The organism is Clostridium sp. YIM B02551 (assembly GCF_022324735.1).
Classification (GTDB): domain Bacteria; phylum Bacillota; class Clostridia; order Clostridiales; family Clostridiaceae; genus Clostridium_T; species Clostridium_T paridis.
In genome coordinates, this window is sequence record NZ_JAKGTF010000016.1 from 1 (window position 1) to 23,099 (window position 23,099).

General features: G+C 30.3%; 18 protein-coding genes. 12 read left to right on the top strand and 6 right to left on the bottom strand.

Annotated features, from left to right (window positions below; genetic code table 11):
- The first annotated feature begins 273 nt into the window (after positions 1 to 273).
- Positions 274 to 2,757 carry an FtsX-like permease family protein gene (locus tag L1S47_RS17405; RefSeq protein ID WP_238885323.1) on the top strand — a complete coding sequence of 828 codons (2,484 nt, stop codon included), beginning with the start codon at positions 274 to 276 and terminating at the stop codon, positions 2,755 to 2,757.
- A gap of 12 nt (positions 2,758 to 2,769) precedes the next feature.
- Positions 2,770 to 3,459: an ABC transporter ATP-binding protein gene (locus L1S47_RS17410; RefSeq protein ID WP_238885325.1), complete on the top strand. Its 690-nt coding sequence runs from the start codon at positions 2,770 to 2,772 to the stop codon at positions 3,457 to 3,459.
- A 17-nt stretch (positions 3,460 to 3,476) separates the two neighbouring features.
- On the opposite strand, the gene L1S47_RS17415 is transcribed toward L1S47_RS17410, so the two are convergent.
- On the bottom strand, positions 3,477 to 4,388 hold the full coding sequence (locus L1S47_RS17415; protein ID WP_238885327.1) for a cation diffusion facilitator family transporter: 912 nt from the start codon (positions 4,386 to 4,388) through the stop codon (positions 3,477 to 3,479).
- A 211-nt stretch (positions 4,389 to 4,599) separates the two neighbouring features.
- Positions 4,600 to 5,265 carry a hypothetical protein gene (locus L1S47_RS17420; RefSeq protein ID WP_238885339.1) on the bottom strand — a complete coding sequence of 222 codons (666 nt, stop codon included), beginning with the start codon at positions 5,263 to 5,265 and terminating at the stop codon, positions 4,600 to 4,602.
- A 207-nt stretch (positions 5,266 to 5,472) separates the two neighbouring features.
- Here L1S47_RS17420 and lepB point away from each other — a divergent pair, with 207 nt between their 5' ends.
- The 6 genes from lepB to L1S47_RS17450 all read left to right on the top strand — a co-directional run bounded on the left by lepB (position 5,473) and on the right by L1S47_RS17450 (position 11,551).
- Positions 5,473 to 6,036: a signal peptidase I gene (gene lepB / locus L1S47_RS17425; RefSeq protein WP_238885341.1), complete on the top strand. Its 564-nt coding sequence runs from the start codon at positions 5,473 to 5,475 to the stop codon at positions 6,034 to 6,036.
- A gap of 161 nt (positions 6,037 to 6,197) precedes the next feature.
- Positions 6,198 to 7,052, top strand: coding sequence for a hypothetical protein (locus L1S47_RS17430; protein ID WP_238885343.1), 855 nt, complete (start codon positions 6,198 to 6,200; stop codon positions 7,050 to 7,052).
- A gap of 184 nt (positions 7,053 to 7,236) precedes the next feature.
- Complete coding sequence (locus L1S47_RS17435) at positions 7,237 to 7,668, top strand: VOC family protein (protein ID WP_238885348.1); 432 nt, start codon at positions 7,237 to 7,239, stop codon at positions 7,666 to 7,668.
- A gap of 103 nt (positions 7,669 to 7,771) precedes the next feature.
- Complete coding sequence (locus L1S47_RS17440; RefSeq protein ID WP_238885350.1) at positions 7,772 to 7,951, top strand: YjfB family protein; 180 nt, start codon at positions 7,772 to 7,774, stop codon at positions 7,949 to 7,951.
- A 347-nt stretch (positions 7,952 to 8,298) separates the two neighbouring features.
- Positions 8,299 to 10,692: a diguanylate cyclase gene (locus L1S47_RS17445; RefSeq protein WP_238885352.1), complete on the top strand. Its 2,394-nt coding sequence runs from the start codon at positions 8,299 to 8,301 to the stop codon at positions 10,690 to 10,692.
- 112 nt (positions 10,693 to 10,804) lie between these two features.
- Positions 10,805 to 11,551 carry a MerR family transcriptional regulator gene (locus tag L1S47_RS17450; protein WP_238885354.1) on the top strand — a complete coding sequence of 249 codons (747 nt, stop codon included), beginning with the start codon at positions 10,805 to 10,807 and terminating at the stop codon, positions 11,549 to 11,551.
- A 48-nt stretch (positions 11,552 to 11,599) separates the two neighbouring features.
- On the opposite strand, the gene L1S47_RS17455 is transcribed toward L1S47_RS17450, so the two are convergent.
- Together L1S47_RS17455 and asd are read right to left on the bottom strand one after the other, a co-directional pair.
- Positions 11,600 to 12,856, bottom strand: a complete 1,257-nt coding sequence (locus L1S47_RS17455) for a cytochrome P450 (RefSeq protein WP_238885356.1) — start codon at positions 12,854 to 12,856, stop codon at positions 11,600 to 11,602.
- Between the two features lie 173 nt (positions 12,857 to 13,029).
- Positions 13,030 to 14,106, bottom strand: a complete 1,077-nt coding sequence (asd, locus tag L1S47_RS17460; RefSeq protein WP_238885359.1) for an aspartate-semialdehyde dehydrogenase — start codon at positions 14,104 to 14,106, stop codon at positions 13,030 to 13,032.
- A 210-nt stretch (positions 14,107 to 14,316) separates the two neighbouring features.
- Here asd and L1S47_RS17465 point away from each other — a divergent pair, with 210 nt between their 5' ends.
- Both L1S47_RS17465 and L1S47_RS17470 read left to right on the top strand, forming a co-directional pair.
- Positions 14,317 to 15,198, top strand: coding sequence for a LysR family transcriptional regulator (locus tag L1S47_RS17465; RefSeq protein WP_238885361.1), 882 nt, complete (start codon positions 14,317 to 14,319; stop codon positions 15,196 to 15,198).
- A gap of 23 nt (positions 15,199 to 15,221) precedes the next feature.
- Positions 15,222 to 15,770, top strand: a complete 549-nt coding sequence (locus L1S47_RS17470; RefSeq protein WP_238885363.1) for a phosphohydrolase — start codon at positions 15,222 to 15,224, stop codon at positions 15,768 to 15,770.
- Positions 15,771 to 15,805: 35 nt separating this feature from the next.
- Here the strand turns inward: L1S47_RS17470 and L1S47_RS17475 are convergent, their stop codons facing one another.
- The gene (locus L1S47_RS17475) at positions 15,806 to 16,210 is read right to left on the bottom strand and encodes a VOC family protein (RefSeq protein ID WP_238885365.1); all 405 of its coding nucleotides are present in this window, start codon (positions 16,208 to 16,210) and stop codon (positions 15,806 to 15,808) included.
- 89 nt (positions 16,211 to 16,299) lie between these two features.
- A complete protein-coding gene (locus L1S47_RS17480; RefSeq protein WP_238885367.1) occupies positions 16,300 to 17,505 on the bottom strand; it encodes a glycoside hydrolase family 18 protein in 1,206 nt (401 codons plus the stop codon).
- A gap of 135 nt (positions 17,506 to 17,640) precedes the next feature.
- Between L1S47_RS17480 and L1S47_RS17485 the strand changes: the two genes are divergently transcribed.
- Positions 17,641 to 18,609, top strand: a complete 969-nt coding sequence (locus L1S47_RS17485; RefSeq protein ID WP_238885369.1) for a DUF523 and DUF1722 domain-containing protein — start codon at positions 17,641 to 17,643, stop codon at positions 18,607 to 18,609.
- Positions 18,610 to 18,995: 386 nt separating this feature from the next.
- Positions 18,996 to 23,075: a fibronectin type III domain-containing protein gene (locus tag L1S47_RS17490; protein ID WP_238885371.1), complete on the top strand. Its 4,080-nt coding sequence runs from the start codon at positions 18,996 to 18,998 to the stop codon at positions 23,073 to 23,075.
- Positions 23,076 to 23,099 lie beyond the last annotated feature (24 nt).

The following is a 23,099-nucleotide window of genomic DNA, read 5'->3' on the forward strand; positions in this document are numbered from 1 at the left end:
ACTATTCTATATATATTATTACCTATTTTGCTATTAAATATCCATTTTCAACATTGATTTAAAACATAGCCATTTATTAAAATGCTTGTTCAAATAAGGCTTGACTATTAAAGGGTTAGAGCCAACTTGGGACAAGCATTTCTGTAAAAAAGTTGTTAACCGTCCCCTAAAACTTAACGAATTCTTAAGTTTTTATAATATAAAACTTAAGTGTGATTAAAGCATAGGAAATTATGGTAATATTAGGTTTATAAGATAAAAGGAGGATTTGTAATGAGAATATTCTTAAAGTATGTACTAAAAAGCATGTTTGAGAAAAAAGCTAGATTTTTTCTTCTCTTAATAGCTATCTTGCTTAGTACAGGACTGTTTGTAGGAAGTATGGGAGCAGTAGATTCAGCAATTGACAGTATAGCGAAACCTCAACTGGAACAACTAGAAAATAAAGAAGTTTATATATCATCTAAAAATGGAGATATTGCATTTAACTTAGAGGGAATTAATAAAGAGGGAATTAAAGATTTAGTTCCAGAGATGGATTATAATGCAATATATGATACAGATGACATGCAATCAATTAAACTAACAGGAAGAGAAAATGAATACATTAATATAGATTCCTTAATAGAGGGAAAAGATTTAAAGGATTTTAAAGATGAAAAATGTATTATTTCAAAAAGGGTTAGTGACAAGTTTAATTTAAAGCTTGGAGATAAACTGAATATAGTATTAAAAGGAGAAAAGGTTAAACTTGAAGTAGCAGCCATTGCTTCAAATGAAGGAGCTTTTTATATGGATACAAAGGATAACTTTGAAGTTATAGTTCCTTATAAATATCTATCGGAAAAGCTTAATCAACCAGGAAAATATAATAGTGTATTTGCAAGTAAAACAGAAGGCACCATTAAAGATACAGTAGAAAAGTTTAATGATGCAAATAGCAAATTTGTAGCAAAAGAGCTTTATGATGAAGAGGCTGTAAAAAGTCAATCATCTCAATTAAACAGCATGCTCTACATGATGCTAGCAATTGTTGTGTTTATGAGTTCTATTATTATATATAGTTCATTTAAATTAACAGTAACTGAGAGGATGCCCGTGATAGGGACATTCCTAAGTCAAGGGGCGACTAGGGGAGTAATAAGAAGAATACTTTATTTAGAAAGCATATGTTATGGAGTTATTGGAGGAATTATAGGAGATGCTTTAGGGGTAGGTATATTATATATAATTAACTATTTTATATCCCCACTAAAGGATTATGGAATTATTGAAAAACCAAATATAAATCCAATGTATTTAGTAGCTGGACTAGCGTTTTCATTGATTCTATCAATATTATCTGCAGTAGTTCCAATAATAAAAACCAATAAACTTCAAGTTAAAGAAGTAATACTAAATACTTCTAATAATTCTGAAGAAATAGGTATAGGTAAATTTATTATAGGATGCATATTATTAGCAGTTGTTATAGCTATCAATTCTATAAAATCTAAATGGGTACTTAATATAAGTCCAATATTAATAATTTTGGCAACAGCAGCAGTTATGCTTATTTTCCCTAAAATTATTGATTTCATATCAAAGAATATATTTAAAAGAATAAAAGATGTTTTTAGTATCAATGCATTATCACTGAACAATATGAGAACATCAAAGGTTTTACTTGGAAATGTTAATTTGCTTATAATAGCAATAATCTCTATAGTAGTTATAAATTCTTTGAGTGTAAGTATAAAAAATGTTGTTAGTGAAGCTTATGAAAAAACAAAGTATGACTTAGAAATAAGCGTACCTGAGGATGGCATTGGAAATACAAAAGAGGAAATTGAAAATATTCTTAAAAAGCAATCAGGAGTTAAGGGAGATTCAATACAACAGCAATGTTATGCCAATGGGAAAATAGATAATAATAATTTTACGGTTATAGGAATGGAGCCTGATAAGTATCTTGATTATGATAAATATGTAGCCTGGGATAAAAAAGAATATGCTGATATATATAATGAATTTAAAAATGGAGCATTAAATGGAGTAATACTATCAGAGAAAGTTGCAGAAAAATCAAAGTTAAAAGCAGGAGATACCTTTAAAATGCAGCTTAGAAATGATACAAAAGAATATAAGGTTGTAGGTGTAATAGATGGTAAACTTTATTTTAACGGAGTATTTATACTTATTAACTTTAATGGATTGCCTAAAGAATATATAACAGGGTCTCCTGTAGAGCTATTCGTAAATACATCAAATGATCCAGCGAAAGTAAAAGAAGATATTAATAAGAGCATTAAACAACTAGGTGGAAATGTATTAACTTTTGAAGAAACAAGGGATAAAAATATAGAAGCAAATAAACAACTTATGGATATATTAAGTATTTTCTCCTTCATGGCAGTAGTAATTGGAGCATTTGGAGTACTTAATAATATAGGGATAAGTTTTATTCAAAGAAAGAAGGACTTAGCGGTATTAAGTTCAGTAGGAATGAGCAAATTCCAGAGGGCTAAAATGCTATTGATTGAGTCTATACTTACGGTAGTATGGTCAATAATTATAGTAATTCCATTTTCATATTTGGCTATTTCTATAACAACAAAAATTACTAAGTTAATAGGATTTGATATGGAAGTTTACTTTAATATATCCTTTGTACCAATTGCTTTTGGGGTATCATTACTACTTGTATTAATAGCTACGATACCAGTTCTATTTAAGAGTAAAAAGCTCTCAATAATTGAAGAATTAAAGTACGAATAGGAGGAAAAAATCATGAATGCAATAGAAGTAATTAATTTAAATAAAAATTTTAAAGTAGGTAAAGAAGAAATAAGTGTATTAAAGAATTTGGATTTCTCAGTTAGTACAGGCGAATTTTTATCTATAATGGGGCCTTCTGGCTGTGGAAAATCAACATTGTTATATTTACTTGGAGGATTAGATAAACCTACTAGTGGAATAGTAAATGTGAATGGAAAAGATTTAAGTAAATTAAGTGAAAAGCAAAAAAGTATTATGAAGAGAAGGGAGTTAGGTTTTGTATTTCAATTTTATAATTTAGTACCTAACTTGTCTGTAGAAGATAATATATTACTTCCAATAATCTTAGATGGAGGTAAAATAAAAGATTACGATAAGAAGCTTAAAGATATATTAGATAGAATAGAGATGACTCATAAAAGAAAAGTTACTCCAAGAGAATTATCAGGAGGACAGCAGCAAAGAGTTGCTATTGCAAGAGCACTAGTGTTTGAACCGGATATAATTTTGGCAGATGAACCTATTGGAAACTTAGATTCTAAAACTGGAACAGAGATAATGAAGCTTTTCCAAAATATAAATAAAGATTTAGGGAAAACAATAATTCAAGTTACTCACTCAGAAGATGCAGCACTATATGGCACATCAATACTTAAATTAAAAGATGGGGAAATTCAAATAAAGGAAGAAGTTGCATCATAATAAGACAAACCGCCATATCATTTGATAGGGCGGTTTGTCTTTTCACATAAGTCATAATTGCCGCATTGATTATTACATGACTCTAGATGTATCATTACTTCAGTATTTCTTAATTTATTCTCTAAATCATCCTCTATATTATCACATATATTATGAGCATTTTTTACTGACATATTTTCAGGAACAACTAAGTGTAAATCAATATATTTGGTGCTTCCTGATTTTCGAGTCCTAAGATTGTGAAAGTTACAATATACAGAATTATAATTATCTATAGTGTCCTCAATGATAATAAGTTCATCATCTGATAATCTGGCATCTAATAATGGACTAAAAGCATTTTTTAAAAGCTCAAATGCTTCTTTTAAAATAAATAAAGCAACTATAATTGCAACTAAAGGATCTAAGAAATTTAATTTAGTTATCCATATTAATAATAGTCCGATTCCCACCCCTAAAGCAGTGTAAACATCAGTTTTTAGATGAAGTGCATCTGCTTCTAAGGCAACTGAATCCTCTTCCTTAGCTATTTTATATAATTTTTTAGAAACAATGAAGTTTACTCCAGCAGAAATAAACATAACTATAAATCCCAAAGCAAAAGATTTAACTTCTTTACTAGGATGAGTAATTTTATTAACAGATTCTATTATTATCCAAATTGAAGCAGCAAAAATAAGCAAAGCTTCTATCACTCCGGAAATATTTTCGAATTTTCCATGGCCATAAGGATGATTTTTATCTGCAGGTCGACTTGATAGTCTAACTGAGAAGAAGGCAATTATAGAAGCAGCTAAATCCATCGTTGAATGAATTGCCTCAGAGATTATACTTACAGAGCCGGAAAAAATCCCCACTATTAATTTCAAAAATATTAGAACGGAGTTAGAAAGAATTGATAGTCTAGCAACCTTTGTCTTTCTATTCATATATATACCCTCCCATAAATTGTATTATCATTTGATAACAATGTATAAATAATATAATAAGGCTACAATCTTGTAAAGTCAATAAAAATCAGCTTCGAAACATATTATCAATTGATAATGAAAGCTGATTTTATAAAGCCGCATTACTTTCATAAATAGGGAAATAAAAAAAGCGTATTTAGATATAAATACACTTTTAAAAATTTAAATATTATATTTGGATATTTTTCAGGTTATTTCTTCTATTATCTAAAGGATTAAGATTTATATGGTAAACTTTTTCACCATCACCAGGATTCATAAGTAATTTATCTAAATGTATTCTTCCGTTAGGAGTGTTAGCGATAACAATAATATCACCATGAGTTTTATACTCCACCCAGCTATATTCATCAGTTATAACATTTTTTAAATCTGTTTTAGATATCAAAGCTTTTGAAGAAATCCTACCATTTTTATCTTCTAGAATTATTGCAACTGTATTTTCGTCGATAATTTCATAATCATTTTTAGCATTTCTTTCAACTATTTCTAGGTTAGATCTTCTATTATCTAAAGTATCACCATTAATATGTCTGATTGGAGCTTTAGTATTAACATCTAAGATAACACTTTGAAGACTTTGTTTTAATGGTTTAGATTTCTTGTTAATTTTAGTTGAACTTATGTTTTGTACTAAATAACTATTAAAATCTTTATGCCATTCAGCAAACCAAGTACCTATACTGATAACTTTTTCAATATCCTTAGCATCTATTTTAGAAATGAGTTCCGTACCGTTCTTTTTTAATACTGTAATTAGTGCAATGTCACCTTTAATTTCATATTTATTTCCTATGTTATTGTTATTTGTATTTATATAAAACACCTCTTTCATAATTGAACTTAGAAAACAAGTATAACAGAGTAGAGGATAAAATAATACTGATTATGAAAATAATAAATAGCAAAGTGAATATACTGCCAATAGTAAATAAAATTCATTTCTTATACTTTCTTTTCTAGGTAGATACTGGTAAAATAAAACTTAATTAATAATATTAAATAAAAATATTTCTATAATAAATATTGGGGAGTGTATTAAGTGATAAATAATGACAGTATAGATTCAAAAGTTGAGAAAGAAAAAAGTTCAGCAGCTGATACTGTAAAAGAATACATAAAAGTTATAATAGCAGCCATAATACTATCTTTTATAATTTCAATTTTTGTTAAACCTGCTCAAGTAGTTGGAGATTCAATGAATAGTAACTTGCATAATAACGATATGCTTTTATTAAATAAGATTGCGTATAAATCACATTCACCAAATTATAAAGATATTGTGGTTATAAGAGCGAATATTAATGATGCAGAATATATTGTAAAGAGAGTAATAGGTACACCTGGAGATAAGATACAAATTAAAGATAATCAGATATACGTTAATGGTAAAATATTAGATGAAAAATATATAAAAGAACCTATGACAAATAACATGGATATGGATATAGAAGTACCGGAGGGAAAGATATTTGTTATGGGTGACAATAGAAACAATAGTTTAGATAGTAGAGATCCCAGTGTAGGATTGGTTGACTATAAAGAAGCTGTTGTTGGAAAAGTAATGTTTAGAATGTATCCTTTCAAAGGAATTCCTAAATACTAGAAGTTGAAGCTATCTTAGAATATTATTTTAGGATAGCTTTTTTATCTTAATATTTTGGGGACGGTTAACAATTAATTATAAAAATGCGTGTACTATTAGACCACCTTTGGACAAGCAATATAGCGAAAAGTTGTTAACTGTCCCCTGAAAAAGGAGGCAAAATGAGATTGGATAAACAAGTTAAGAAACTAATTATATACATATTAAGTTTGGTATTACTGAATTTTATTTTCGTAACCTGGAATAAGTATGATCAAAATAGATTAATTGAAAAGCAAGCAGCAGAGGCAAAACTATATCATGAAAAAGTGATGAGATTCGAAGCAACGATTGACAGAGATTCCTATGATTTTGTTGATGATAAGAATAAAAAAGATCCATACTTTTTTAAAGAAATGGACAAGGATTTTATAGCTAATAGTGAAAAGATAGATATAAATAAAGATACTAAGGTTAGATTCTCAGAGTATATTTTAACAGCAAAAGCCCAGTATTTTCATATATCGATTAACGGTAGAGAAGGGTGGATAAAAGACAATTTACTTAATGATAATGAAAGTGTAAGTTATTTACAAAAGTTCATTAAAGAAAATAATAAAGTAACTGTCTTTCCTTTTAATTCAGGAGATTATGCGCTAATATCTGATGATACAGAACAATATATAGTTAATTTCAATAACAAGGCAATTACTTGGCAAAGGGGAAGCTACTATGAGGTTCCAAAGGTTGACATAAATTCAGATACATTAAAATGTGGAGGAGATTTAAGTTCCAATACGTATGAATTTAGTAAGGAAGGCGAATTAATAAAGACCAGTAAATATGGAGTTTCTATTATTAATATTATTATTGCATTTCTAAATGTTACATTAATAATTCTTATACTAAATTCTATTAGGAGACTTTTAATAAGAGGAGCTGTGAGCAAGGTATTAGTTAATATTATATTTTTTATAATAGTTGTAGTTATAGTAATAATTTCATTGCTTCTATTTGGCCTATTTCTTGCGACTTAAAATAGGGGACGGTTAACAATTAATTATTCAAATGTTTGTACAATAAATGAATTTTAGGACAAGCATTATTACAAAAGGTTGTTAACCGTCCCCTAATACGTTCCAAATTATAAGCATAATAAAATAGCCAAAGAAAATAATAACTATTGAATCACAAACCAGAGAAAGGGAGGAATTTTAATTTATGGGTACAAAAATATTTGTTAATTTGCCTGTTAAGGATTTAAAAAAATCAGTAGATTTCTTTACAAAGCTTGGGTTTACATTCAATCATCAATTTACTGATGAGAATGCTGCATGTATGATTATTAATGAGGATATTTTTGCAATGCTGCTTGTAGATGAGTTCTTTAAAAATTTTACACAAAAAGAAATAACAGATACAACTAAAAGTACTGAAGTTATCTTAGGATTGTCAGCAGAAAGTAAGGCAATGGTGGATGTTATTGTTGATAAGGCTATAAATATGGGGGGGAAGTTTTCGAAAGAAGCAGTGGATTTTGGACACATGTATCAAAGAAGCTTTCAAGACTTAGATGGTCACCTTTGGGAAATCATATATATGGATCCTGAGGCTATAAAGAAAGATGAGGAATTGGCTTCATTAGTTCAATAAATGAAATTATATGACAAGTTATACTTGGGATATTATGTAGCATTATCTAAAATGTTGTGATAGTATAAATTTATAAATAAACTTATTGAAAAGAGGATGTACTATGGATATTGCAAGCACTTCAATGACATTAAGTCAGTATAATTTAGGAAATGCGGTTGACATTAGTTTGATGAAACTTCAGATGAATACACAAAGTCAAATGGTTGAAGGACTTAATAAAATAATGGAAGTATCAGCTATTGATCCTAACTTAGGAAAAGTTATAGATGTTAGAGTTTAAATAATACATAAATAAAGTCTCATATTTAGCAATTAAGCTAAATATGAGACTTTATTTTTATTAATTTTTAGAGCATTAAACTTTAAAGTGTAATTTTTAATGGAAGTATTACCTGTATTTTCTGACATAAAATTATAAAAGCAAGGTGATAAGCCTTTTTGGAAAAATAATATTACATTATAGATATTAAGAAAAATTAAGTTGCATTTAAAAATATTGTAGAAAAAAATCGAAAGTGCTATAATCTAAGAGACAAAATATATACAAAGTTGTGTAAAGCAAATGTTTAAAAATGTTTACTATAGATGAAACTCCATTAATCAAAATATATATTGGAGGAAAGATAAGTGTTGAGTAATAGAATTTGGGACAAGTTTAGAATGCTAATAGTTTTTGTAGTAGTTCTAACAATTATTTTAACATCACTTTTAATGGAAAGTGAAATAAAGAGAATTACTCAGAATGTTTCAAAAGAATATGCACGATTACATACAAATGAACTGGTTGCACATGTTCAGGAAAAACTATCTAGAGATATAGCATTAGCTCAAAAAGCATCAAATTCAGTTGAACTTATTAAGTGGATGGAAAATGAAGATAATATTAAAGATAAAGAAATTGCTTATAATGAACTTAGGGAATTTAGTGATGTATTTCAGGACTCTAATTCTTTTATAGTCTTAAATAAATCAAAACAAATGTATTATGTAGATAATAAAACCACATTCGATAAGTTCAATTCAATAGGAAGGCTCGATGAAAATAACATATTTGATAAATGGTATTTTCAGTATATATCTTCAAACAGGAAATATTCATTATTTACTACAAATAATAGGTTTTTGGAATCTAAAGATATATGGATTAGTGTAAAAGTTCTGGATGGAGATAAATTATTAGGAATTGTGGGTTGCACAATAAACTTAGAAAAATTCTTAAAAGAGACATTAATTCAACATCAAGATAATGAATCAAAAACATTAATTATTAATGAGAATGGATTAATAGAAATGAATTCTGATAGTAGTAATTCTCAGATGAAAGATGAAGACTCAAATTTGAAAACTCCAAGATATGCTTATGATTTAAGTAGTGACCCTGAATTTAAGCAAAAAGTAGAGGAATATCTTAAATCTCCAGAAGAACCTATAATTATACACTTGAATGATAAGGAATATCAATATGCAGCCATAGCTCCAGTTAGTAATAGTAATTGGCGAGTGGTAACATTCTTTAATTCAAAAAATTTATATTCACCATCTAAATTAATAGGGATTATTGGCCTAGTCTTTCTTATAATGATGGCCATGGTTTTGATTATAAGCTACTTGGTAAAGAAAGTATTTATGATTCCTTTTGGAAAACTAAAGGAGAGTATAGAATTAAAGGAAATCACACAAGATCAGAATATATATGGGCTTAATAGAAAGGATGAGTTTGGAGAACTTGCCAAGTCAATCCAATCCATGACCGATAGATTTATTAGCTCTACACCAATAGGAGTATTCTTGCTAGATAAAGGGGGAAATTTCCTATACGGAAATCCATATTTCTATACTCAATTTGCATGCAAATCTAAAGATGATTTTGAAAAATTCATATGTAATAGACAAGATGTAATATTTAGAAATAATGATTCATTTGAATATTTTAGGAATGTAATAAAGAATGAATTTGAACTGCCTATTGTAGATTTAGAATTAGTTAATAGCAAGGGTGAATCTTTTTGGGCAGAGCTAAGATTGACAAAAGTTCCATATCAAATTGATGATTGGCAATATGAAGGGATATTACTAAATATTCAGGAGAAAAAAGATTACGAAGAAGAACTATTTAGTTTAGCCACAAGAGATAAGTTAACAGGTTTATTTAATAGACATTATTTAGACAAGGTTTTGTCTGAGGAAATTTCTATAAGTGACAAATTTAATAGGTCAATCTCCTTAATAATTTTTGATATTGATCACTTTAAAAAGGTAAATGATACATGGGGACATATTAAAGGAGATGAAGTTTTAGTAAGTGTAGCCAATATAGCTGAACAAAATATAAGAAAATCAGATATACTCTTTAGATGGGGAGGAGAAGAATTTGCGATATTAATGCCTTGCACAAACATAATTGATGCTGGGAATGTTGCAGAAAAGATCCGTCAAAAGATTGAAGCAGAGCATATTGAAGAGGTAGGCGTAGTTACTGCAAGTTTTGGTGTTTCTGAAAGAAAACAATATGAACCTTTCTCAGTCTGGTTTAAGAGAGTTGATGAAGCTTTATTTGAGGCAAAAGAGAAGGGAAGAAACCAAATAGTATTAGATGATATAGAAAGTGAAAATTTCAATCGTTTCTTAGAACTTCGTTGGAGCGATGAATTTAATTGTGGAGAAAACATAATAGACAAGCAACATCAGAAAATATTCTCTTTATCAAATAAATTATTAATGTATTCAAATAAAGAAGAAATTTCAGATGATGCAGTCCAAGTATTTCAAGAGATATTAGAGCATATGAAAGAGCATTTCTTATATGAAGAAAAAGTAGTTGAAAACTCTAATTACTCAAGAGAAGAGCTAAATAAACATAAAGAAAGTCACAAAAGCATTATAAATAAGCTGGAAATATGGAATAGAGATTTAAAAAAAGCTAATATAAATATTTCTGAAATCTTTGTATTATTTATAGGAGAAGTAATAGTAGAGCATATATTTAAAGAAGATAAAAAATTCTTTGAGAGTTTAAAGTAACAGTATATACTAAAATAAGAGACAGCCTGAATTAAGGCTGTTTTTTATTTTATAAAAAAGTATTGACACTTACCTTAGGTAAGGGATTAGTATTATAAACGAGGTGATAATATTGCAATATTATACTGTAAAAGAAATAGCAGATTTGACAGGAGTCACAATAAAAACTTTATATCATTATCATAAAATTGGATTGCTAGTACCATGTAATATCACAGAATCAGGTTACAGGATATATGGAATAGAAGAATTAGAACGACTTCAGCAAATCTTGTTTTATCGCGAATTAGATTTCTCACTTAATGATATAAAAAAGGCTCTTGAAAATGAAACTAGTAGAATTGATTGCTTAACTAAACAACATGAAATGCTTAAAGCGCGCAGGCAAAGAATGGATAGTTTAATAAGTACAATTGAACAGTCAATTATTTTCACAAAGAAAGGAGAAAGTATGGAAAAATCAGATATGTTTAAAGGTTTTAATGAGGTAGAATGGGTTAAAGCTCTAAAAGAACAAAATGAGTATCTTAATCACAAGTATGGGTATGATATGCTTAAGGAGCAAGAAATAGAGGTTGAAAAAATGAATAGAAGTGCATTAGAAGCACAAGCATTTACTAAATTTATGATAGACGCATTAAGAAGTGGAATAAAGGCAAGTGATGAAAAAGTTCAAAAAGCATTAGAAGATCATATTGTATTTATAAACGACAATTCAATAGATATGGATGCGAAGAAGTATTTAAACACTTCAAAATTTATGCTAGAAGATGATTTCCATAGAAATATGTTAGAAAATCAGCAAATAGGATTAGCTTATTATCAATATGCAGCAGCTGAGTTGTATGCAGAAAAATAACTTAAATTATAAGAGTTGTTTGTTATTGAAGGCAAACAACTCTTATCTTTATCTTCTTTTTATGTTGTACATAACAAATCCACTTTCAGGTAATGTAGGAATTCTAGATAAGTTATAGCTTAAGTTTTGGCTAGGGACTTGGTAATCAATTTTGCTAATTAAAAAATTCAAAAATGTTTTCATTACTTCAACAGTAATACCTTCACCTGGACAACGGTGGCTGATGGAAGGATCACCGCCTCCTTGAGGCATGAAATTAAATAAATCTACTTTAAAATTTCTAAATCTATTTGGATTAAATTTATTTGGACTATTCCAAATTCTAGGGTCATGGTTATTGCCATAGATATCAAGTAAAACAAGGTTTCCTTGTTTAAACTCATATTCATTCCAAATAAAATCTTTTTTAACTCTTGCACCAACAAAAGGAGTGAAAGGATAATAACGTCTAACTTCTTGTGTAAACATTTGAAGATAATCCTCATCCCCAGAATGTAAGCATTCTCTACATTCAATATAATCATGTAAAGCTAAGGCTGCAAAGGTAATGTAGGTCGAAATTGCTACAATTGGGCGGAGTACATTAATTAACTCAACTGAAGCCATATGAGGATCTAGTTCATTCCCTTCCAAATCTTTATGAAAAGCCATGGCATGAAGCGCTGAATTTTCTCTAACATTTAGATTGCCAGAACGAACATCTTTTATAATATCTTTTATCCAAGTTTCAGCTCTTTCTCTTGAACCTTTCCCAATCCAATAACGGGGACCAATAGATCCAAAGCCTTCAACCATAGCGTTAAAATCATTTGCACGTTCTCTTATTTCAGTTTCACCTATTGGAACCCCAGACCATTCACAAGCAGCTTCGCATAATATATATTTTGCTTCATCGAAAAGGACTACTTTATCAGACGTTTCCCACCTAGGTATAGAAGCTTCAAGTTTATTCCTCACAAGACTTGCCAATTCATTTTGACGTTCAGTAGTCATTAATGACATAAATACACTTTTTCTATGTGAATGTGCTTCACCATCCATTGTTTGAATAGCATTCTCTCCAAAGAGAGTTTTTTGAATTCTTTTAGGAGCTGCACCATTTCGTTGAAACTTTTCAGCATTATAAAATAATTTTGCATATTCTTCACCACTAATACAGATTACTTTTTCTCCAAATAAATGAGTTTCAAAGATATCTGATTGATGTTCTTGAGTTCTATTTTTAATAAAAAGATATCCTTCTCTAGAAAGAGCAATAGTATTATCTAATGTCTTGTCTTTAGGAATTTGTGTGATTGTTTGCATAGCTATATTCACTCCTTTTTATCTTAAGTAAGGATTTTTATCTAACCTATTACATATAATACTTTTCCCCAGGGGAGAAAGTATTTATTCACATATAATTGGAACCTTAAAAGAATAAAAAGAAAGACGTTTTGTCTGACATAAATAAACAAACAAAGCGTCTTTATGAAAAATTATAGATAACCTTCAGATTTTAATAATTCTGCAATGAGGACAGCACCTCCAGCGGCACCTCTTAGGGTATTGTGAGATAGGCAAACAAATTTATAATCATATAGTTTGTCTTCTCGAAGTCTTCCAATAGTTATTCCCATTCCATTCTCAAAATTTCTATCTAGCTTTGTCTGAGGTCTATTATCATCCTCAAAATAATGAAGAAATTTCTTTGGCGCACTTGGAAGGTCCTTTACTGATGAGGGTATCTTAAAATTATTCCACAAATTAATGATCTCTTCTTTTGGTGGCTTTTTATCAAAACTTACAAATACAGCAGCTAAGTGACCATCAGTTACAGGAACTCTTATACATTGGGTAGTTATTATAGGCTTATTAGTATTAACTATTTTACCATCTTCAACCTTTCCCCAGATTTTTAAAGGTTCATTTTCACTTTTTTCTTCCTCACCAGCGATATATGGGATAACATTATCTATCATTTCTGGCCATTCATCAAAGTTTTTTCCTGAACCAGATATAGCTTGGTAAGTGGTTGCAAGTATAGTATTTGGTTTGTATTCTAATAGTGCACTTATAGCAGGAACATAACTTTGTATTGAGCAATTAGGCTTAACAGCTATAAATCCTTTTTTAGTTCCAAGTCTCTTTTTCTGAGTATCTATTACATCAAGGTGATGTCCATTTATTTCTGGAATAAGCATAGGCACATCATCGACATATCTGTTAGCGGAATTGCATGATATAACAGGTATTTCATGTTTTGCATAATTTTCTTCTAACATTTTAGTTTCTTTCTTATTAAGAGATACGGCACAGAAAACAAAATCAACTTCTTTTGAAATGGCATCTATTTCAGCGCTGTCTTTTATTCTAATATCCTTTATATTCTCAGGAATATGTGATGACATTTTCCATCTGTTTTTTACTGCATCACTATAGGTTAACCCAGCTGATTTTTTACTTGCAGCTATAACTTTAACCTCAAACCAAGGATGATTATCTAAAAGGCATATAAGTCTTTGTCCAACCATACCAGTTCCGCCAATTAAACCAACTTTTAATTTATTACTCATAGTTTCTACCCCCATTAATTAGTCATTCGAAGATATAATATGAATATATTTAGAATTATCTAAAAGAGTAGTAGTATATCTCCCTACTTATATGGTATCATTGGGACAAGCATTAGTAAAATTGAAAGTTTTGATTAAAATGTTCAATTTTTTTGATGGAAAGCATAGAATACAATATTAGTATTAATTTATAAAAGGAGAGAGTGGTAAATGGATTTAAAACAACTAAAAAGTTTTGTTACTATATGTAAACTTCAAAGTTTTACTGGAGCAGCAGATGAATTAGGATATGCTCAATCGACTATTACTACTCAAATAAAATTACTTGAAAATGAATTAGAAGTTAAACTATTTGAAAGAATAGGAAAGAATATTTCACTAACACATCAAGGGAAAAAACTATTACCTTATGCAAAGCAGATGCTAAAGATGTCAGCAGAAATAAAAGATGTTATTACTAATGATTCAGTGCCAAGTGGAGTACTAACTATAGGAGCAGCAGAGTCTCTTTGTGTGCTAAGGCTTCCGGAAATATTAAAGAAATATAGAAGTCTTTATCCAAAGGTTGAAATATCATTAAAGTTTGGAAGTTGTTCTGAATTTAGACATTTTTTAAGGGATAATATAATAGATGTAGCATTTTCTCTTGGAACCAAAATTGAAGGAAGTGATTTTGTTACTGAAATAGTTTCTAGTGAGGAAATGTTATTATTAACAGCACCAGGTCACAAACTAATAAATAAAAAAAATGTGTACCCTAAGGATATTGAAAATGAACAACTCATATTAACAGAAGTTGGGTGCAGTTATAGGGCTGTATTTGAAAATATGCTAGGGAGTTATAATATAAAACCTAACCTAATTTTGGAAACAGGAAGTGTTCAAGCAATTAAACAATTTACAATGAGCGGGCTTGGAATAAGTCTACTTCCTAGAGTTGCAGTGGAGGAGGAGTTAGCCCAAGGAAGACTAGTGAAATTAAATTGGGCAATTAATGATTTTGGTATAGTATCTCAAGTAATCTATCACAAAGATAAATGGGTTTCACCAGCCTTAAAAGCATTTCTAGAGTTATCTAAAGAAATGCTATAAAATATATTACAAGGAGAAAACATATGCAGGATTATATATTAACTTATTCAAAAACTAAATTTTATCCGTTGGATCCAATAGAAGATGATATAAAAATCATAGATATTGCTCATGCACTGTCTATGTTATCAAGGGCAAACGGTCATTTTATACATTTTTACTCAGTAGCACAGCATTCAATAAATTGTTATAAAGAAGCAAAGTTTCGTGGATATTCAGAGAGAGTTCAACTTGGGTGTTTATTGCATGATGCAAGTGAAAGTTATATTTCTGATTTAACTAGACCTGTTAAGAAAAACTTGCCTGGATATTTTAAAATTGAAGAGAAATTACAAGGAATAATATATAAGAAATTTGGAGTAGATGACTTTTCAAAAGAAGAAATAGAGAAGATAACAGATATTGATGATGCAATGCTATATTATGAATTTCTCGAACTCATGGATGAAAAATTATTTTCAAAAGAACCTTATCTAACTATAAAGCATGATTTTTCCCAGAGAGATTTTAACTCTGTAGAGAATGAATTTATAAATGCTTTTAATAAGTTAAGTGAAGGAGGGATCTCTTAGCTATATTATGGCAAGAGAAACCTCCTTTTTAAATATTATTTTAGTACAAGCTGCCAGGTCAACCCAAACTTATCAGTTACCCAAGCTACGCTCATTAAAGCAAGTACCGGTTCAGGTCCCATAAGGACTTTTCCACCTCGGGAAAGACTTTTAAAAAGTGAATTAAATTCCACCTCGTCAACGCAATCTATATATAATGACGTAGCCCATGTGAAATCTGGATGATAAGATTTATCTACATCCATTGCCATAAATCTCTGACCTTTAATTTGAAAAGATCCATGAAGAACGCTACCTTCTTCGCCTTTCATATTTTCGACCACTCTTGCAAGCTCTAAAATTTTAGAATCAGGAAATATAGAAACATAGAAATTCATTGCCTCATCTGCATTACCTCCAAAAGTAAGGAATGGGATAATTGGGAAATTCGTATCACTCATTTTAATTTCTCCTTTAGGATTAATTTAATATAAAAGTAGTATTCCCCAATTGAGTAGTTTTCTAAATATTCATGAGAACTAGTTGTATCTCATTGATTTAAGGTATCATTTATTATCGATATCATGGGAAAGTCATTAATTACATCTCCAGAAATATCCCAGACAAAAATCCCTCCATAATTATTATAGATAACATAATCGCATTTAATTTTTAGAGATTTTTCATCTTCATATGAAAACATTATTCTGCTTATATCATTGTATAAATAGGGGACCATGGAATAGGGATCTCTATATTTCAGAAAACCAGTTACAGATTCTATTTTTCTAAGTTCATAGTATGGAAATTTACCATTAGGAGCTTTGGGATTATCCCATGTTCCAATGGCGGGTCCAGTAGCTGGAGCAAATAGTCCAGGATGACTACCGTCAATATTTAATACTCCTTTCCAACCAATTGAATAGAGAGGAACCCCAAGGTTTAGTTTATATGAAGGAACTTTATAGATATCTCTATAAGTTTTCATTGCAGCATCTGAATTATATCTATTTCTAATATCAATTGGATAAATTGGTGATGGATCATTCGGATTTGGATAAAGTGGTGAATGGTGATTAGTTACCTTTTCTTTTGTAGTATGAAAATTATAGGCCATGACATTTAAGAAATCTAAATACTTATTGTATTCTTCGGGCTCTTGATAAAATAATAAATCATATTCAGCGGGAACAGCTGATGTAAGAAGTTTTGTAGACATGTTATTTAAATTAAAGGCCTCACGTATTTCTTTTAAAAGCAAGGTGTAATTTATCTTATCTTCAGGTCCACCTGGACATCCTTTATCATCTGGTATTTTAGGATTAGGTTTTCTATCTATTCCAGGGAATTCCCAATCAATATCTATCCCATCAATAAAAGGGTATCTCTTTAGAAAATCAATAAGGCTATTAATAAAAACACATCTATTTTTTGAGTTTAGTGACATGGAATGAAAGTTATGACCTCTAGTCCAGCCACCCACTGAAATCAAAACTTTTACGTTGGGGTAAAGATTTTTATAGTACTTATATTCTCCAAAGTGTCCTTTTAGGCCATTAGAATGAGGAAAAGATTTGTGAAAATCCAAATAGCTGTCTATACTTTTTAACATATTTTTATTATCTACTTCAAAGAAGGCATGACAAATAGTTGTAACTTTATCCCAAGGAATTTGACCTACCTGTATATAATTGTGAATAGCTTGTGTTGCACCCCAACTTGGGAAATATATTAATATATTTTTATTAGTAATCATTATTTATCCTTTAAATTACTTTGATATATAAATATTCCATTAGAATAGTTTTCATGTCACATAAGAATCCCCCTAACATAAGGTTAATTAAAATATTATAATAATGATTAGTATTTTTAATATAGGAGGAAGCTTATGGAGGATTGTAATAAACCACAATTAGTAGTAAGCAGATGTTTAGGATTCAGTAAATGTCGCTATAATGGGCAGGGTTATAATGATAAATTTGTAGATAAGCTTAAGGATTACGTTAATTATATTACTGTATGTCCAGAAGTCGAAATTGGACTTGGAGTGCCTAGAGAATCCTTGAGATTGATAAAGGAGAAGGATGAAGTTGAACTTTTCCAACCTACAACTGAAAAAGTATTCACTGAAGCTATGGAGACTTATTCATCAAAATTTTTAGATTCAATTAAAGATATTGATGGCTTTATACTTAAAGGTAAATCTCCATCATGCGGAATAAAAGACGTAAAAATATATTTAGGAAAAGTGAAAGCGGTAGGTACAATAAAGGGAGCTGGAATATTTGCTGCAAAAGCTATGGATAAATATCCTTATCTAGCCATTGAAGAAGAGGGAAGACTAAAAAATTTAAAAATAAGGGAACACTTTTTAACTAAAGTATATATAATGTTTGAGTTTCGTAAAGTTATGGAAAGGGGATTAATTGGGGAATTAATTGACTTTCATGACCATAATAAATTTCTTTTTATGGCATATAACCAAAAAGAACAAAAGATCATGGGAAAAATTCTAGAAAAACAAGAAAATAAAAATATAGAAAAAATAATGAATGAATATAGAGAACATCTTGGATTGACTTTTGCAAGATTACCCAGGTATACAAGTTACATAAGCACCTTAATGAAAATATTTGGACACTTTTCTGATAGAATTACCTTAAAGGAAAAAGAATTTATCTTAAGTACTTTTGATAAATACCGAGAGGGGAAGATACATTTAAGCGTGCTTGTCAACCTTATTAGATCATATGTTATAAAATATGAAGAAGACTATCTAATAAATCAAAGCATTTGGACTCCTTACCCAGAAGGGTTACTTGATATAAGCGACTCTGGAAAAGAAGGGAGTTTATAAAATATTCACGCTTCATTAAGAGTTATAAGAAAAAAGATTCTTAGAAAATATAGAAAACATGCTTCATGTATGCATTTAGATGATGAAAGTTTTGTAGAAAAATCCAATGAAATGGAATTTGATGTGGTTAACATAATGAATCGGGCATTTATATAAGAAATAATCAAAAGGGCGTTTTTGCTTGGGTAATAAGCAAAACGTCTTTTTTTTAGTGTAATAAAGTGTCATATAAAATTACGAAGAATTAAGGAATAATGTAGTTTAAAGGATGTAAATAGAAGATTTTTTTTATTGACATAAACATAAAAAGAAATATAACATTGTTATTGAGTAATTTACATTATATGTAAAAACTACAAAATAATAGAAGGGGGAAGGATAGAGGAATGTTTAAAAAAGTTTTTTCAACACTGTTAGCGGTTAGCGTATTTGTAATGAGTTTCCCAAGTGTAGCTTTTGCTGCAGATGAAAATGGTTATAAACCAAATGATCAATATTCTTATATTGTGTCTGCAAAAACAGGAAAAGCTGTTCAAGTTTCTGGAAGTAGTGCAGATCCAGTTACAGCGAATGCGGATATTCAAGATATGAATGGTAATAACCTAACTGCTAAAGCTCTATTCAAAATGTTAAAATCTAATACTAATTCAAACTTAGTAAGTTTTTCATCGGTGGGTAACCAATGGAATATGCTTAAATCAGAGGCAGTAAGTGGACTAGACGTTATAACCAATAGCAATCCAAAGAAAACTGCAGTTGATGGATGGGAGTCATTTACGTTAGAAAAACAATCTGATGGAAGTTTTACTATGAAAGACGGTCATTTTAGTAGATTTGTCTCCGTAAATGATGAAGGAAAATTAGTAACTACAGAATCTACAGCAGTTACTGATGCAGAAAAATTCTTCATAGTAGAACCAACTTATCCACCAGAAGAAGATCAAGTAGCTACAGATATTTATGTTGAACATGTTGCTACACACAATATCGTTACAGTTGACGGGGTAGCAGGCAACCCTATTGATGTAAAAACTCCAATGCCTAGTGATAGATCAAATGTTCCGGCAAATGGCATATTTAAATTAGGATATGGTTCTTTCCAGAACAATGCTACTGTTAACTTCAAATCTAACAACAACACATTATGGACTGGAAGTAATAGTTTTGTAAGGCAAGTAGGAAATATGACAATTGGAGGATGGGAATCTGTTCAAGCTGTACCTCAAGGGGATGGCACTGTTGCATTTAAACAAACAGAAGGATGGAAATATATCACTGTTATAGATGGAAAAATGGCTCCAGGAAATTTAACTAGTGCAACTACAGACAACGAAAAATTCATTATTCACACAACATCAACTCCTAAAAAAGTAAGCAAGATTACTATGTCTAAAATCGAAGGTAATTCTGTAACACTTTCATGGAGTGCATTAGAAGGCACTATTTTTAGTGGATATGAAGTTTGGAGATCAGAAACTCAAGGAGGTCCATATACAAAGGTAGGTAACGAAACAGCACAAACAACTTATACGGATACAGGACTTCAATTTAACACTAAATACTATTATGTAGTTCGTACAGTTAATGGACAAAATCCTTATGCACAAAGCTCAGAGTTTTCTGTAACTACACTTGCTGGAAGTCGCCCAAGTACACCACCATCAGGTCTTGATATAGCTCAAGACAAAGACAATAATATTAAGTTAACTTGGAATGCAGACCCAAGTGTAAGCAAATTTGAAATTTATCGTGCAGGCGGAAAGTTTGGTAATTATGAAAAAATAGGAGATACTACAGAAGCAAGTTTTACAGACACAAATCCTAATGCTTCTAAGTATGAAAACTATTATAAGATAGCTTCAGTTAATGAATATGGTACAAGTGATTATTCAAATATCACTTCATTGGAAACTAAGAAGTTTGGAAATAACATGATTTTCTATAACGCTAAATATGATGATATGAATGCAATAGGGCAAGAAGTAAATGCAATTCATGATAATACAACATTCCAAGGTCAATTCATTCCTAATCGTTACGGTTTATATTTTAAGCCAGGAAACTATAATGATGCAGGGCTATTAAATATCGGATTCTACACTCAAATAGCTGGACTTGGAAAAACACCATTAGATACTAAAATTCAGAATTTATCTACTCCAGCATGTTTACCAAGTAATAATGCAACACAAACATTCTGGCGTAGTGCTGAAAACTTTACTGTATCAGCTGATGTTAAACCTGATGACAAAATGCCTTGGGCAGTTTCACAGGCAGCACCACTTAGAAGAATGAATGTTGAACGTACCACACAATTTGACTGGAACTATGGATGGGCAAGCGGCGGCTTTGTTGCAGATAGTGCATTCTCAAAGAATGTTGGCTCATACACTCAACAACAATGGTACACTAGAAATAGTGATTTAACTGGAGGTTGGTATGGAGTAAACTGGAATGGAGTATTCCAAGGGGATGTAAGTGCTCCAGATAGTAACTGGGACAAGAATCCAGGAAATCCATATACAACTATTGACAAGACTCCAATCGTTAGAGAAAAACCATTCCTATATTTAGGTGATGACGGAGAATACAAGGTATTTGTACCTGATCTTAAAAAAGACAGTTCAGGAGTTTCTTGGTCAAAAGACAATATGGGAAGTGGACAATCATTAGATATTAGTAAGTTCTATGTAGCTAAAGAAGGCGTAGATACAGCAGCTACACTAAATGCTGCTTTAGAAGAAGGAAAAAATCTATTCTTTACACCTGGTATCTATGAATTAACAGAACCACTTCATGTAAAGAATGCAAACACAATCATTCTAGGAACTGGACTTGCAACTCTTGTACCTAAAAATGATAAGGCAGCAATGCTTGTTGATGATCAGTCAGGTGTAATTGTTGCTGGACTTTTATTTGATGCATATTATAGCTCAACAAATATGCTTCAAGTTGGTCAAAAAGGTAGCAATAAAGATCATAGTGATAATCCAATATCATTATCAGATTTATTCTTCCGTATAGGAGGATTTAAAGAGAATAATGTTAATGTTGATACAACAGTTGAAATCAACAGTAATGATGTAATAGGTGATCACTTCTGGGTATGGAGAGCAGACCATGGTGCAGGAGTTGCTTGGGATAAGAATACTGCTAGGAATGGCTTAGTTGTAAATGGTAATAATGCTACAATGTACGGGATGTTTGTTGAACACTTTAATGAATACCAAACAGTATGGAATGGTGAAAATGGTCGTCTATACTTCTATCAATCAGAAACACCATATGATCCACAATCCCAAGAAGGGTGGATGAGTCACGATGGTACTGTTAAAGGATACGCTTCATATAAGGTATCTAATAAGGTTAATAACCACTTAGCTGTTGGATTAGGTGTATATGATGTATTCATTAATACTAATGGTGCAAGCATCTTTATGGATAATGCAATAGAAGTTCCAAATAAAGAAAATGTAACTATTCAAGATGCATGTATAGTTGAATTAGGAGCTGCAGATGGTCCTCTTGTTGGGGTTAACAGTATAGTAAATGGAACTGGTAATGCAACAAGCACTGGTAAAGGCGGAAAAGGCTATGCAAAAGAAAATCTTCTTGAATACAAAAATGGTATTGCAACACTATTAAATATAAGTGGTGAAACTCCAGTAAAATATACTAAACAAGGGACAGAACCTGCAAACTCTGCAGAAGACTGGAGATTCTATATTCCAACATTAGTTAATAAAGCAGATGCTTTAAATAAAAAAGACTATACTCCAGAAAGTTGGTCAGTATTAGTACAGGCTTTAAATAATATTAAAGCTCTTCTAAATGATAATAAAGCAACTGCAACAACTCTTGGAAATGCTTATAATGCACTTGATAAAGCTATCAAAGCTTTACAAACAAAAGCACCTGTTGATAAATCTGTATTAGAAAAGTTATATAATGATAATAAAGATAAGTCACAAGGAAATTATACAGATAGTAGCTGGAAGGCATTCCAAGATGCATTGGCTAATGTAAAGACAGTTCTAGATAGTGATGAGGCTGAACAAACTAATGTAGATGCTGCATTAAAAACACTACAAGATGCAATAACTAATCTAGCTCAAGTACAAGTAGTAACTGTAGATAAATCTGCATTAGAAAAATTATATAATGACAATAAAGATAAGACACAAGGAAAGTATACTGATAGCAGCTGGAAGGCATTCCAGGATGCATTAACAAGTGCAAAAACAGTTATTGACAATAAAGATGCTAAGCAGGCAGAAGTAGATACTGCATTAAAGGTTCTACAAGATGCTATAGCTAACTTAAAGGAAAAAACAATAGAAGATACAGCTGTATCAGATCTTCCTAAGACAGGTTCTCCAATTGATGCTTCAATCTTATTATTAATAGGTGCAATAGCAACAGTAGGTGGAGTAACTTTAAGAAGAAAGAAAGCTTCACAAGAATAACAACTAAAGGATGCTATGTTTGCC